Source organism: Nocardia flavorosea, assembly GCF_015477805.1.
Classification (GTDB): Bacteria; Actinomycetota; Actinomycetes; order Mycobacteriales; family Mycobacteriaceae; genus Nocardia; species Nocardia flavorosea_A.
The window spans coordinates 551,681-566,009 of record NZ_JADLQL010000002.1 but is presented as its reverse complement, the minus strand read 5'-3'; the positions used below and the strand labels follow the sequence as shown (position 1 = coordinate 566,009).

At 68.4% G+C, this 14,329-nt stretch carries 12 protein-coding genes; 7 read left to right on the top strand and 5 right to left on the bottom strand.

Annotated elements, in window-relative coordinates; genetic code table 11:
- Window positions 1–25 precede the first annotated feature (25 nt).
- The 6 genes from purL to purM all read left to right on the top strand — a co-directional run bounded on the left by purL (window position 26) and on the right by purM (window position 8,663).
- Window positions 26–2,317 carry a phosphoribosylformylglycinamidine synthase subunit PurL gene (purL, locus tag IU448_RS11440; RefSeq protein ID WP_195055549.1) on the top strand — a complete coding sequence of 764 codons (2,292 nt, stop codon included), beginning with the start codon at window positions 26–28 and terminating at the stop codon, window positions 2,315–2,317.
- 76 nt (window positions 2,318–2,393) lie between these two features.
- Window positions 2,394–4,133, top strand: a complete 1,740-nt coding sequence (locus tag IU448_RS11435) for an alpha/beta hydrolase (protein WP_195055548.1) — start codon at window positions 2,394–2,396, stop codon at window positions 4,131–4,133.
- A complete protein-coding gene (locus tag IU448_RS11430) occupies window positions 4,130–4,771 on the top strand; it encodes a CPBP family intramembrane glutamic endopeptidase (protein WP_195055547.1) in 642 nt (213 codons plus the stop codon). Before IU448_RS11435 ends, IU448_RS11430 begins: the two co-directional genes overlap by 4 nt.
- Before the next feature lie 254 nt (window positions 4,772–5,025).
- Complete coding sequence (locus tag IU448_RS11425; RefSeq protein ID WP_195055546.1) at window positions 5,026–5,520, top strand: hypothetical protein; 495 nt, start codon at window positions 5,026–5,028, stop codon at window positions 5,518–5,520.
- Window positions 5,521–5,879: 359 nt separating this feature from the next.
- Entirely contained in the window at window positions 5,880–7,475 is a 1,596-nt protein-coding gene (gene purF / locus IU448_RS11420; RefSeq protein ID WP_195055545.1) for an amidophosphoribosyltransferase, read from the top strand.
- Between the two features lie 108 nt (window positions 7,476–7,583).
- Window positions 7,584–8,663, top strand: a complete 1,080-nt coding sequence (gene purM / locus IU448_RS11415; protein WP_195055544.1) for a phosphoribosylformylglycinamidine cyclo-ligase — start codon at window positions 7,584–7,586, stop codon at window positions 8,661–8,663.
- Window positions 8,664–9,325: 662 nt separating this feature from the next.
- Here the strand turns inward: purM and IU448_RS11410 are convergent.
- From IU448_RS11410 to IU448_RS11390, 5 genes are all read right to left on the bottom strand, one after another.
- On the bottom strand, window positions 9,326–9,535 hold the full coding sequence (locus IU448_RS11410; RefSeq protein WP_195055543.1) for a DUF3073 domain-containing protein: 210 nt from the start codon (window positions 9,533–9,535) through the stop codon (window positions 9,326–9,328).
- A 162-nt stretch (window positions 9,536–9,697) separates the two neighbouring features.
- A complete protein-coding gene (locus tag IU448_RS11405) occupies window positions 9,698–10,663 on the bottom strand; it encodes an asparaginase (RefSeq protein ID WP_195055542.1) in 966 nt (321 codons plus the stop codon).
- A gap of 67 nt (window positions 10,664–10,730) precedes the next feature.
- Complete coding sequence (locus IU448_RS11400) at window positions 10,731–11,489, bottom strand: MOSC domain-containing protein (RefSeq protein ID WP_195055541.1); 759 nt, start codon at window positions 11,487–11,489, stop codon at window positions 10,731–10,733.
- Between the two features lie 40 nt (window positions 11,490–11,529).
- Window positions 11,530–12,645: a YgfZ/GcvT domain-containing protein gene (locus tag IU448_RS11395; RefSeq protein ID WP_195055540.1), complete on the bottom strand. Its 1,116-nt coding sequence runs from the start codon at window positions 12,643–12,645 to the stop codon at window positions 11,530–11,532.
- A 47-nt stretch (window positions 12,646–12,692) separates the two neighbouring features.
- Window positions 12,693–13,112 (bottom strand): sterol carrier family protein, encoded by a 420-nt coding sequence (locus IU448_RS11390; protein ID WP_195055539.1) that lies wholly within the window; start codon window positions 13,110–13,112, stop codon window positions 12,693–12,695.
- A gap of 238 nt (window positions 13,113–13,350) precedes the next feature.
- Here IU448_RS11390 and IU448_RS11385 point away from each other — a divergent pair, with 238 nt between their 5' ends.
- A complete protein-coding gene (locus IU448_RS11385; protein WP_195055538.1) occupies window positions 13,351–14,271 on the top strand; it encodes an aminodeoxychorismate lyase in 921 nt (306 codons plus the stop codon).
- The last annotated feature ends 58 nt before the right edge of the window (window positions 14,272–14,329 follow it).

Genomic DNA, 14,329 nt, shown 5'->3' with positions numbered 1-14,329 from the left:
CCTACGAAAGGATCCTGGTAATCCCGTGACTGCGCAGGTCGATACGGTCGCCACCGCCGCCGCAAACCCGGATACGCCGCAGCCGTACGCCGAGCTCGGCCTCAAGGACGACGAATACGCCCGGATCCGGGACATCCTGGGTCGCCGGCCCACCGATGCCGAACTGGCCATGTACTCGGTGATGTGGAGTGAGCACTGCTCCTACAAGTCCTCGAAGGTGCATCTGCGCTATTTCGGGGAGACCACCACCGACGAGATGCGTGCCTCGATGCTCGCGGGTATCGGCGAGAACGCGGGTGTGGTCGATATCGGTGACGGGTGGGCGGTCACGTTCAAGGTGGAAAGCCACAACCACCCGTCTTATGTCGAGCCGTATCAGGGCGCAGCCACGGGAGTCGGCGGGATCGTCCGCGACATCATGGCGATGGGTGCGCGGCCGATCGCGGTCATGGATCAGCTGCGGTTCGGTGCCGCGGATGCCGCGGATACCCGCCGGGTGGTCGACGGTGTGGTGCGCGGTATCGGCGGGTACGGCAATTCGCTGGGGCTGCCGAATATCGGCGGGGAGACCGTGTTCGACGCCTCTTACCAGGGCAACCCACTGGTGAACGCGCTGTGCGCGGGCGTGATGCGGGTGGAGGATCTGCATCTGGCGTTCGCGTCGGGTGCCGGTAACAAGATCATCCTGTTCGGTGCGCGGACGGGTCTCGACGGGATCGGCGGCGTCTCGGTGCTCGCCTCGGATACCTTCTCCGGCGACGAATCCGGCACCGGTCGCAAGAAGCTGCCGAGTGTGCAGGTGGGTGACCCGTTCACCGAGAAGGTCCTCATCGAATGCTGTCTCGAGCTGTACCACGCCGGCCTGGTCGTGGGAATCCAGGACCTCGGCGGTGCCGGACTGGCCTGCGCGACCTCCGAGCTGGCCGCGGCCGGTGACGGCGGAATGCGGATCGAGCTCGACCGGGTGCCGCTGCGCGCCGCCGATATGACCCCGGCCGAAATCCTGTCCAGTGAATCGCAGGAACGGATGTGCGCGGTCGTCACGCCGGAGAACGTCGACGCGTTCATGGCGGTCTGCGCCAAATGGGATGTGCTCGCCACCGTGATCGGTGAGGTCACCGACGGCGAACGGCTGGAAATCACCTGGCACGGGGAAACCGTGCTGGATGTTCCGCCGCGCACCGTGGCGCATCAGGGGCCGGTGTACGAGCGTCCCGTCGAGCGCCCCGGCGCCCAGGACGCCCTCAACGCCGACACCCCGGACACTCTGCCCCGGCCGAAAACCGCCGAGGAACTGCGCGAGACCCTGCTGAAGATGGTGTCCAGTCCGCAGCTGTGCAGCCGTAGCTGGATCACCGAACAGTACGACCGCTACGTCCGCGGTAACACCGTCCTCGCCGAGCACGCCGACGCCGGCGTGATCCGGGTGGACGAGGAAACCGGGCGCGGTATCGCGCTGGCCACCGACGCCAACGGCCACTACACCAAACTCGATCCCTACACCGGCGCGCGGCTCGCGCTGGCCGAGGCGTACCGCAATGTCGCCACCACCGGCGCCACCCCGAAGGCCGTCACCAACTGCCTGAACTTCGGGTCGCCGGAGGATCCGGGCGTGATGTGGCAGTTCCAGCAGGCCGTCCGCGGTCTCGCCGACGGCTGTGTCGAACTCGGCATCCCGGTCACCGGCGGCAATGTCAGCTTCTACAACCAGACCGGCGAGAACGCTATCCTGCCGACCCCCGTGGTGGGCGTGCTCGGCGTGATCGACGATGTGCACCGGCGTATTCCGACCGGTCTCGGCCTGGAGCCGGGGGAGACCCTCATCCTGCTCGGCGATACCCGCGACGAGTTCGGCGGTTCGGTCTGGGCGCAGGTCGCGCACGGTCATCTGGGCGGGCTGCCGCCGCAGGTGGACCTCGCCCGGGAGAAACTGCTGGCGGAGGTGCTCACCGCCGGCTCCCGCGACGGCATGATCAGCGCCGCCCACGATCTGTCCGAGGGCGGTCTGGCCCAGGCCGTGGTCGAGGCCGCGCTGGCCGGCGAAACCGGCTGCCGCATCCTGCTGCCGGAGGACGCCGACCCGTTCGTCATGCTGTTCTCCGAATCGGCGGGGCGGGTGCTGGTCGCGGTGCCGCGCTCGGAGGAAACCCGGTTCACCCGGATGTGCACGGCCCGCGAACTGCCGTGGGTACGGATCGGCGTGGTGGACCAGGGGTCGGATTCGATCGAGGTCCAGGGCCAGTTCTCGGTGCCGATGACCGAACTGCGCGCCGCGCACGAGGGCACCCTGCCGGCTCTTTTCGGCGGTCACGCCTGATTCCGGGGCGGGCCTGCCACGCCGGGAGTGACCCGAGCCACCCGCCGGTGCGGGTTCGGCCCGCCATACTGGATAGGTGCTGGAGACCGCGGACACAGTGACCCGATTGCGGTCGCGCTGTATCGCGGTGGTCGAGCGGGCCGAGCGGATCATCGACCTGAACTATGTGGGTCTGGTGGTCGCGACGCTGTTCTTCGCGGTTTCGGTAACTCCCTCACTGCTGCCGCGCGACTGGATGTTCCAGGGCCTCATCAGCGGGATCAACGCGGCCATCGGCTACGGCGTGGGCTGTGTGCTGGAATGGCTGTTCCGATTGTGGATCCGGCCTCGCCTCACCCGGATTCCCGCACCGCCCCGCTGGACTCGGTACGCGCTGAAAACCGCGGTGATACTCAGCGCCGCGCTGGGCGCCGCCTACATGCTCGTCCAGTCCGCGCACTGGCAGCGGGAAATCGCCGCCTTGATGGGAATGGAGGGCACCACCACCCCGGCATACCTGCGGACCGGCGGATTGAGCCTGACCATCGGAATTCTCGTCGTCGCCGGATACCGCACCGTGCGCGAACTCATCCTGTTTCTCGCCCGGCAGTTGAACCGCTGGGTGCGGATCCCGCGGGAACTGGCGCCATCGGCCGGCGCCCTGGTGCTGGTTCTGCTGGTCGTGACCCTGTTCAACGGTGTGGCAACCCGCGCTTTCTTCGCCGTCGCCAATTCGGCCTTCAGCGTCCGCAACGACACCACCTCCGAGTACGCGATCCAGCCGCGGCTACCGGAACGGTCCGGCAGCCCGGATTCGCTGGCGGCATGGGACACCTTGGGTTTCGAGGGCCGCTGGTTCGTATCGCACGGTCCGAGCGCGGAACGGATCTCCTGGGTCACCGGCCGCCCGGCCCGGGAACCGATCCGGGCCTATATCGGACTCGAATCGGTCGCCGACACCGAGCAGACCCAGGCCGAACTCGCCGTTGCGGAACTGGAACGAACCGGCGCCTTCGATCGCGAGGCGCTGGTCGTGGTCACCACCACCGGCACCGGCTGGGTCAATTCCATGGCGGCCAATGCGATCGAGTACATGTACGGCGGCGATACCGCCATCGTGGCCACCCAGTACTCGTATCTGCCCAGCGCCCTGTCCTTCCTGGCCGACCGCGGCAAGGCCGCCGCCGCCGGCCGGGAACTGTTCGACGCGGTGTACGAACGGACCCGCACCCGCGCGCCCGACGACCGGCCGAAACTGCTGGTGTACGGAGAGAGCCTCGGTTCGCAAGGGTCGGAGGCCGCGTTCGACGGCCTCGCCGATCTGCGCGCGAAAGTCGATGGCGCGCTCTGGGTGGGCCCGCCCAACTCCAACCGGCTGTGGGAGCAATTCGTCAGCCGCCGCGACCCGGGCTCGCCGGAGACGCTGCCCGTGTACGCCGACGGACTGGTGATCCGGTTCGCAGCCGATGCCGCGGATCTGAGCCGCCCCGGCCCCGAATGGCGCGCCCCACGCATCGCCTACCTGCAGCACGCGTCCGACCCGATCGTCTGGTGGTCGCCGGATCTGATCCTGAGCCGGCCGGACTGGCTGTCCGAACCACGCGGCGCGGATGTCTCCCCGCGGATGCGCTGGGCGCCGTTGGTCACGTTCTGGCAGGTCACCGCGGATCTCACGAATGCGCAAGGTGTCCGGGACGGGCACGGGCACCGATACGGGAGCCTGGTCATGGACGCCTGGGCGGCGGTCACCCGGCCGCCGGGCTGGAGCCCCGAACTGGCCGAACGGGTCCGGCTCGAGATCGAGGCGTACGAGGCCTATGAACGCGAGGTGAAATGAGAACCCGGATTGTCGCCGCGCTGGCCGCGCCGCTGCTGTGGAACAACTGGCTGCTGCCCCGGCTCGCGCTGGACCGGCGCGGTCGCACCGCCGCCGGCGCCCTCGCGGCGACCGGCTACGCGCTGGCGTTCCGCGGCCGGCCGAACTGGTTCTCCGCTCGCGGAACAGCCGCGGGAATGGGCTGCGTGGCGCTGGTCGTGGCCGGGTACACGGTGGCGTCCGCGATACCGGCGGTGCGTCGTTCGCTGTCCGGGGCGGGGGATCGCGCGGCGGATGTGAGCACACTGGAGTGGGTCGCTTTGCATATCCCGCTGGGCACCGTCTACACCGAGGAACTGATTTTCCGGGCCACCCTGGACCCGCTGCTGGACAAGCAATTCGGTGTGCGCGCCGGCACCGCTCTCGGTAGTGCGGCCTTCGGCCTGTGGCATATCCGTTCCGCCCGGGTCGCGGGTGACAGCGTGCTCGGCACGGTAGTTTTCACCGGCGCCGCCGGGCTCGTGTTCGGCACGCTGAGGCGGTGGACGGGCAGCGCTACCGCGCCCGCTCTGCTGCATTGGTCGGTCAATGCGGGCGGGGCGCTGCTCACGCGCTCGGCCTCGGCCGCGCACGGTGAGCCCGCGGGTCCCAACCGCTGAGCTGGGCACCACCGCCGGTTGTGTGGAGGCGATGCCTGCTGCCGGTTGTGTAGGTCGGGCCGGAGTTTCGGGGATCTCTGCGGACTCGGCCCTACTGCCGGTTGCCTCGGTCGGGCCGGAACTCCGAGGGGTTTCCTGGTCTTGGTGATGCTGCCGGCGATCCCGGTTCGGACGCCGGTCGATACGGCGATCGCCGGGCGTCCGGGTGCTGCTTGCAGTGGGCGTGGACGTCGCAAAAGTGACACACTTCGCCGGTGAGGTTGATCGACAGCGACGGATACGGTGTGGAGCTCTCTGTTGCCGGATATCAGTTTCCGGACCATATCGATCCGCGAATCAGGTACAGCTGGTTGATAATCGCCGGTACCGCGCACTGCGCCGAAGGGGCGTGGACCTTCCGCTGGCAGGCATTGACCCTCGACGATGCGGTCGAGCTGGCCGAATGGCTACGGCGTATCGCCGCCGCGGCCGAACCCGGCGGGGACCCGCTACCGGAGCCCGCGCGGCTCGGGTTCACCGAACCGAACCTGAGCTTCACCGCGACGTCCGTGGCCGGCGCGGTGGAGTTGCGGATCGGGCTGGACCTCGAATTCTCGCCGCCCTGGAACCGGCGGGTGACCGCAGGCGAGCCCACCGTGGTGCCGGCGCGGCTCGGCGCGGGGGAGCTCATGACAGCGGCCGCGGCGCTCGATGCCGAAGTGGGCAGTTATCTGCCGCCCGGTGGCCGTCTGCTCGGACGCGTCCGCTGACCCGCGGCCCCGGGTTGCGCCGGGAGTGCTGTGACGGGTGATATCGCCCACGTTGCGCCGGACCTTCCACGAGGCTTATGGACGCCGGCTCTGGCAACTGCCGCCGGTGGGCTGATCCGGCGAGTCCGTCCCACCGGATCAGGCGGCCGTATGCCGGCTTATGCGCAGGTGAAAGGCGGGTTAACTGGGTGGGTCGGTTTGCCGGCCGGTGGTTGCCGGCACGTGTGCCGGGTTGCTGCGATCGCGATTCGACCGGTCCGGCCGCGCTTGCTGCCGAGGTGCTGATCCGCTGCCGCTCCCGGGCCGTGCACCCGTAGAATGTCGGTTGCCCCCACACCCGCCCGACCAGGGAGCGCACGGTGACCCTCGCCGACCGATCGGCCCTCAGCAATCCCACCGCAACCGAGGAGACGGAGAACCCGCCTCGTGAGGAATGCGGAGTCTTCGGAGTCTGGGCTCCGGGGGAAGACGTGGCCAAACTCACCTATTACGGCCTATATGCATTGCAGCACCGCGGTCAGGAGGCGGCGGGTATCGCGGTCTCCGACGGCTCGCAGGTGCTGGTTTTCAAAGATCTCGGCCTGGTGAGCCAGGTCTTCGACGAGCAGACGCTCGCCGCCATGCCCGGCCATGTGGCCATCGGGCACTGCCGGTACTCGACCACCGGTGCCACCACCTGGGAGAACGCGCAGCCGATCTTCCGGACCACCGCCGTCGGCTCCGGGCTCGCACTCGGCCACAACGGCAATCTCGTCAACACCGCCGAACTGGCCGACCGGGCGCGTGACCTCGGTCTGGTCGGTGGCCCCGGCCGCCCGGGTGCGGTATCGGCCACCTCCGATTCCGATGTGATGACAGCCCTGCTGGCCCATGCCGCCGCCGATTCGAGTATCGAACAGGCGGCCATGGCGCTGCTGCCCACCGTGCAGGGCGCCTTCTGCCTGACTTTTATGGACGAGCACACGCTGTACGCGGCCCGCGACCCGCACGGCGTGCGCCCACTGGTGCTCGGCCGGCTGGATCGTGGCTGGGTGGTCGCCAGCGAAACCGCCGCCCTCGATATCGTGGGCGCCTCCTTCGTCCGCGAGATCGAACCGGGCGAACTGCTCGCCATCGACGCCGACGGTGTGCGGTCGCTGCGTTTCGCCAACCCCGAACCCAAGGGTTGCGTATTCGAGTACGTGTATCTGGCCCGCCCGGACAGCACCATCGCCGGCCGCTCGGTCCACGCGACCCGGGTCGAGATCGGCCGCCGCCTGGCCGACGAGCACCCCGCCGATGCCGATCTGGTGATCCCGGTACCGGAATCCGGTACCCCCGCCGCGGTGGGCTACGCCCAGGGCTCCGGTGTGCCCTACGGGCAGGGCCTGATGAAGAACGCCTACGTGGGCCGCACTTTCATCCAGCCCAGCCAGACCATCCGGCAGCTCGGAATCCGGCTGAAACTCAATCCTCTGCGTGAGGTCATCCGCGGTAAGCGGCTGATCGTGGTCGACGATTCCATCGTCCGCGGTAACACTCAGCGTGCCCTGATCCGGATGCTGCGCGAGGCGGGGGCCCTGGAAATCCACGTCCGGATCGCTTCGCCTCCGGTGAAGTGGCCGTGTTTCTACGGTATCGATTTCGCTTCCCGCGCCGAACTGATCGCCAACAACGCCGGTACCGACCCGGACGTTCCCGCCGGGATGCCCGCCGACCCGGCGGCGCTGCGCGAAATGGTCGAAGGCGTACGCCGGTCCATCGGCGCCGATACCCTCGGCTACATATCGCTCGACGGTATGATCGCGGCCACCGAACAGCCCAGTTCCCGGCTGTGTGCCGCGTGTTTCGACGGCCACTACCCGATCCCGTTGCCCACCGAGGCATCCATCGGCAAGAACCTCCTCGAATTCGGCAGCCGTTCCCCGAACCTGCTCACCGAGAACGCCAACGCCAGCGCACTCAGCCGCCCGTAGAGTGCTGCGCCTCAGGAAACATAGGGGTAGCACCCCGCGCGCCGGAGCCGCGCCATAGACTCAGACCAGGCAATTATCCGCGGATTCGGTTTGGAGCTTCCCCCGACAATGACTGAGCAGAACGCTACCGGTGCCGGTGCCTCCTATGCCGACGCAGGCGTGGATATCGAGGCCGGTGATCGGGCCGTCGAGTTGTTCGCGCCGCTGGCGCGTAAGGCCACCCGCCCCGAGGTGCAGGGCGGGCTCGGTGGTTTCGCCGGGCTGTTCGCTCTGAAGAAGAACTACCGGGAGCCGCTGCTCGCGTCCTCCACCGACGGCGTCGGCACCAAGATCGCGGTGGCGCAGGCGGTGGACAAGCACGACACCGTGGGCCTGGACCTGGTGGCGATGGTCGTCGACGATCTGGTGGTGTGCGGCGCCGAACCGCTGTTCCTGCAGGATTACATCGCTGTCGGCAAGGTGGTGCCGGAACGTGTCGCCGAACTGGTATCCGGTATCGCCGAAGGCTGTGTGCGTGCCGGGTGCGCGTTGCTGGGCGGTGAGACCGCCGAGCATCCGGGAATGATGGGCGCCCAGGATTACGATCTGTCGGCCACCGGTGTCGGTGTGGTGGAGGCCGATGAACTGCTCGGCCCGGATCGCGTGCGCCCCGGCGATGTGGTGATCGCCATGGGGTCGTCCGGTCTGCATTCCAACGGCTACAGCCTGGCGCGCAAGGTGCTGCTGGAGATCGACCGGATGTCGCTGAGCGGGCATGTGGAGGAGTTCGGCCGCACCCTCGGTGAGGAACTGCTCGAACCGACCCGGATCTACGCCAAGGACTGCCTGGCGCTGATCGCCGAGACCGATGTCCGCACGTTCGCGCATATCACCGGCGGAGGTCTGGCGGCGAACCTGGCGCGGGTACTGCCGGCCGGGCTGGTGGCCGAACTGGATCGTGGATCGTGGAGCCCCGCACCGGTGTTCAAGATGATCGCGCAGCGGGGCCGGGTGGACCGTGCCGAGATGGAGAAGACGTTCAACATGGGCGTCGGAATGGTGGCCGTGGTGGCCCCCGAGGATGTGGACCGGGCGCTGGCCGTGCTCACCGCCCGCCATATCGAATGCTGGACGCTGGGCACGGTGAAGAAGGCCAAGGACGCCGATTCCCCGCGTACGGTCATGCTGGGCGATCACCCTCGTTTCTGAGCCGGCCTTATAGCTGCGGACCGAGGCTGCGCGCCCGCCGAACGCTCGCCGACCGGCGACAGAAATCGCCGGTCGGCTGCGCTCGTGGGGCCTTACGGCTTTGCGTAGCCGGTTATCCGAAGAGCGCGCGGCACAGGATTTGCCGTGTCGGCAATCCCGGTCGGTGAATCGCAGAAGTACCCGAGCTCGGCTGAACAGCACCGGAGCTGTCAGCCAGGCGAGCCGATGATCGTGGGACCGGAGCCTTCCGGCTGTCGGCCTGCACGGAGTCCACCGAGTCCGCTGCTGGACCGGGTCGGTATCGGGACGAGTGCATCCGGAAAAACGATGGTCGAACAACCGCGTAGGCCGTACCGCTCGATCGACACGTGAGCCCGGATGGGTCACATGCCGTCCCAGCGATACGGCCGGCGGTGTTTGGACGAAGTGATACTTCGTCTGCGAGCCATTGGACGAACGACGGAGGATATATGACCGGGCGGCCCGTTGCGTGGACCGCCCGCTCATATTGTTCCGATCCGGCGCCGCCGACAGGTTCCGTTCGGGGCCGATTCGCCGGTTCACGTCGTTCACCGCCCGGGGAACTCGGCGGGAAACGGCGCGAACCGGCGTAAACAACCGAAGGGGAGGCCTATCGGCCTCCCCCCGAGCGGTTTACCTGATCAGCGGCGCCAGTCGTCGTAGTTGTCGTCCTCGTCCCATTTGGACAAGGAGTCGTCCGCGTCGTGCTCGTCCGACAGGACGCCGCCACGCCGGGCGTTGTCACTACCGGAAAGCTCGCGCTGAAGGCTCGCGAAGTCAGTCGTCGGCGAGCTGTACTTCAGCTCGCGAGCGACCTTGGTCTGCTTTGCCTTAGCCCGGCCACGGCCCATGGCTGACCCCCTCGCGTCACAGCGGGGCGGCCTGGGGATTGGTGGCGGCCCCGTTCGAATTAATATCTTCCTGACAGACACTTTAGCGCGTGTCCGGCGGTTGTGCCTCCACGAGTCGGCCAACGGGTGTATCGACCGTCCGGTTTGCCGATGTTTCGCTGCTCAACCGCTAGTCGGAATCGCCTCGGGTATGGCACGTATCACACCCACGCGACCGCCCCCGCCGAGTACGGCGGGGGCCGCGAGCTCAGCCAGCTCCGCCGACCAGGCGACCCCCATACGCTGCAGAATTGCCATGGTCAGCGGAATCCTCGCCCGGTCGGCTCCATCGTCGATCTTGTAGGCGAAGGCGCTGCCGTCCGGCAGTGCGCCCGCGTGCACACCGTCGGCGCCGATCTTGCAGAGCAGTCCGGGTACCGCGCGCATCGCCAGTAAGTCGGGCCCGTTCGTGCCCGAAATCACCCACGGCCGGGCGCGTAGGACGTCGGCGATCCGGCGTTCCGGCGTACCCGGCGCCGAGGTTGCCAGCGTCGCGAAAGCGCGGGCAAGGTTGACCAGCGCGACCGGGACGATGGGCAGGCCGCACCCGTCGATCCCGAGGTCGGTTTCCGGTTCGCCGGTCGCCGCGATCACCTGCGCGGTGACGGCCCGCTGCAGCGGATGGCCGGCGTCGGTGTAGCCGGTGGTCGGCCAGCCGTTCACTACACAGGTGGCCAGCATGGCGGCATGTTTGCCGGAACAGTTCATATATCGTTTGGCGGGTCCTTCACCCCGGTGGATCACGCCGGCGCGGGCCTTGTCGTCCATCGGCAGATCGGGCGGGCAGGCCAGATCGTCCTCGGCGAAGCCGTAGCGGTCCAGCAGGCGTTCGACCAGCCGGATATGGTCCGGTTCGCCGGTGTGCGAGGCGCCGGCGATGGCGAGTTCGTCCTCGTCGACCGGCTCGAAGCCGAGTTTCAGCAGGGTCAGCGCCTGCAACGGTTTGTTGGTGGACCGCGGATAGATGGGAACGTGCACCGAACCGGCCTCGAAGGTCGGCTCACCGTCCGGTCCCACGATCACCACCGAACCGCGGTGCACACATTCGCGGAAACCCGAGCGCACCACTTCCACCAGATCGATGCTCATACGTTGTCCTCCGAGAGGGGACGGCCACTCCGTTCGAGGGGCACCCGCGCCGCTGCTTGCGGTCCGGTCATGCGGTTGCCTCGATTTCTCCGGACGGCAGGGTGATGGTGCTCGCGGACTCCGCAGCGGTGGCGGCCGCGGGCATTGCCGATCCACTTGTCACCGCCGCCGTCCCGGGCCCGGCGGCCCGCCATTTCGCGTGGCGGGCGATCTGTGCGCGCAGCACATCGGAGACCGTGGGTTCGGCGTCGAGCAGCAGTTCCAGTCGCCGCGGATCCGCGCCGGTGAAGACATCGCGGACAGTGACGCCGTGATCGGGCACATGCACCACCTCGACCGCGTCCCCGGCTCCGACGCTGCCTTCGGTGACCACCCGGAAATAGCAACCGGTATTCGCGCGGTGCGTGAAGCGGCGCACCCACTGCGGCTCACCGGCCCAATGACCGAAGGTGGCGCACGGTACGCGCGGTCCGCTGACCTCCAACACCGCATCGCCGACGGTGCAACGCGCGCCGACTACGGCATCGCTGAGCGGGAGTCCGGCGATGCGCAAGTTCTCCCCGAACCAGCCGACCGGCAGTTCCCGGCCCAGTTCGGCGGACCAGTTCGCCGCGTCGTCGTCGGCGTAGCCGTAGACGGCCTGGTGGACGCCGCCGTGATCTCGCGTATTGCAGACGTGGTCGCCGTCGAGGCCGAGGCGTTGTGCCCGGACCCGCTCGGTGACAGGGCGTTTGTCGATCGCGCTGCGCCCGACCCGGCCCGGTACGGTCAGTTCGGCGTGGACGACGCAGACAGCCAGTACCCGGCCGATATCGCCAACCCGCATCCGCACTCCTCTCGGATCGTTGTGCTCGATATGCGGCGGGTCAGCGCCCGCGGAGCCGTTCGATGGCCTGGCGGCCGGGCTGCGGGCTGTCGTCGGCGACCACCGAATCGGGGTCGATCGCCGCGGCGGTATCGCCCACGGTGAGCTGGGCGTCCACCGGGATGTTCCGTTTGATCAGCGCGAGCGCGATCGGTCCGAGTTCGTAGTGGTCGATCACCGTGCCGAGAACACCGACCGACCGGCCGCCCGCGGTGACCGGGTCACCGGGTGCGGGGCGCTCGTCGGCGGAGCCGTCGAGATGCAGCAGGACCAGCCGCCGCGGCGGTTTACCGAGGTTGTGGACGCGAGCCACGGTTTCCTGGCCGCGGTAGCAGCCCTTGTCCAAGTGGACGGCACCGTACTCGCCGGGCGCGCCGATCCAGTTCACCTCGTGCGGGATGGTGCGGTCGTCGGTGTCCAGGCCGATCCTGGGGCGTGCGGCGGCCACCCGCAGCGCTTCGTAGGCCCAGGAGCCGGCCGGTTGCGCACCGGCGGCGGTGAGTTCGGTCCAGTACGACATCAACTGATCCCGGGGGATGACGAGGTCGAAGGAGTCCGCGGTGGGCCAGGGCATCCGGCGCAGGAAACCGCCACGGGGGAGGGGTAGCGCCTCGTAGGTCTCGGGTAACCGGTCCACGCCCAGGGCGGCCGCCGCCGTGTGCGCGAGCGGGCCGAGCAGGCTCAGCACGGCATGATCGGGCTGTTCCCGCGGTTGGGCATCGGCCCAGAAGACCATTTTGGTGAGGAAGTCCAGCAGCGCCGGCCCGCGATCGGCTTCGGTGTCGATCCATACCGTGCCGGCGAGTTCGGTGAGGACGAAATGATGCTGCACCCGGCCGTTGAGGTCGAGGTCGAGGTTTTCCGCGCTGCGCCCGTCGGCCAATTCGGCAATGTGCTGACTGGTGACGGTATGCAGCCAGGTCAGCCGCTCGGCGCCGGTGATGGACAGGACGAAACGATGCGACCGGTCCACGATCGCGAGCCGCTCGTTCGCGGCGCGTTGTTCACCGAGTGGATCGCCGTAATGCCAGGGGACCGCCGCGTCCGGGGATCCGGGCACGGCGGCTACGGCTCCCGGTACAGCGAGGACAGGGCTGGGTACGGCGACCACGGACACAGCTTCCACTCTAAGAGCTCACCGGGCCGGTTCGCACGGCCGGGGTGTCAACCAGCGGTTTCGGGCCGGTCCCGCCCCGGGGGCACCGGTACCAGTGGCAGCCAGCGGGCGATTTCGGGGGCGCGGCCGCCGGAGGCGTCGACCCGGCCCGCGGCCACGGCGGCGGCGAAATCCTGGAGTCCGGTCGCCAGCAGCAGCCAGGTGCGCGGATCGGTTTCCACGACATTGGGCGGGTTGCCCCGGGTATGCCGCGGGCCTTCCACGCATTGGACCGCGACGAACGGCGGCACCCGGACCTCCACCGAATGTCCCGGCGCCGCGACGGCCAGCGCGCGGGCGGTCCCGCGGACTGCGGCGGCCAGCTCGGCCCGCGCCGGGGCCGGGGCGTTTTCGTCGAGCAGCCATGCGCGCACCGCGGTCACCGCCGAACGCACCGCCGCGGGGTCGATTTCCGTCCGTCGAGCCATTGGCCGACTTTAGCGAGCGCCGCTATCCGGGGTCGCACCACCGACCCGTGCGGTGGTGCGATAGCGACTCCCGCGCGGAGGTCGGTGAGGCCCTCGAACGTTTTGGCCGCCCCTGCTTTCAGCTGTCGATGTGATGTGTCCCCGGAGTGAGTGCCGGGCGCCGAAAGCAGTGGCCGAAGGGGGTCAAAACCCGCGCTGCCGCAGGCGGCGCACATAATTCTCGCCTACGCTCATGCGCATGGTGGATCGAGTACTTGTAACACTCGACGGTGAAGTTCGTAACGCGGATCAGCCGTTGTTGTATGCCGACGATCTCGGCGCATTGCGCGGTGACGGGATTTTCGAGACGGCGCTGGTCCGCGGTGGCACGGTATGCGCGCTCGATTTCCATCTCGCCAGATTGCGTCGTTCCGCCCAAGCGCTCGATCTACCCGAGCCCGATCTCGCCCGCTGGCGGGAAGCGATGGAGACCGCCGCCAAGGAATGGGGAGCCGATACGGAAGGGGTTATGCGGCTGGTGCTGACCCGGGGCCGGGAGAGCGAGCTGGGCGGCCCCAAATCGGCGGTGCGTTCGGGGGAGTTGTCCGAGGCCGTTCCGGTTCCGACGACCTACGTCATGGTCACGGCCGTGCCGGAGCGGGTCGCCGCGGCCAGATCCGAGGGCGTCGCGGTGGTGACCCTGACCCGCGGTATCTCGATCGACCTCGCGCAGGCCGCGCCCTGGCAGCTGCTCGGCGCGAAAACCCTTTCCTATGCGACGAATATGGCCGCACTCCGGTTCGCCGCCCGGATGGGCGCCGATGATGTCATCTTCACCAGCACCGAGCACCGGGTCCTCGAGGGGCCGCGTTCTACTGTGGTGATCGTCCGAGGCAAACAGCTGATCACGCCGCCGGCGAAACACGGCATCCTGCCGGGGGTAACGCAGCGGGCGCTGTACGCGGAGGCGGAGCGCAACGGTTACGACTGCCGCTACGAACCGTTGTTCAGCGCCGATCTGTTCGACTGCGACAGCATCTGGATGCTCAGCAGTGTGACGCTGGCCGCACGGGTGAATTCGCTGGACGGGGTGCGGATGTCGGCGACGGATTCGGCGTCTGAGATCGTCGAGATGGTGGACCGGGGCATCGAGCGGGCCGGGACGATCGCGGACTGGTAGCCGTCACTGTTGCGCCCGGTCGACGAGGTGTCGGTTGACACATTGATCCGGCCGCACC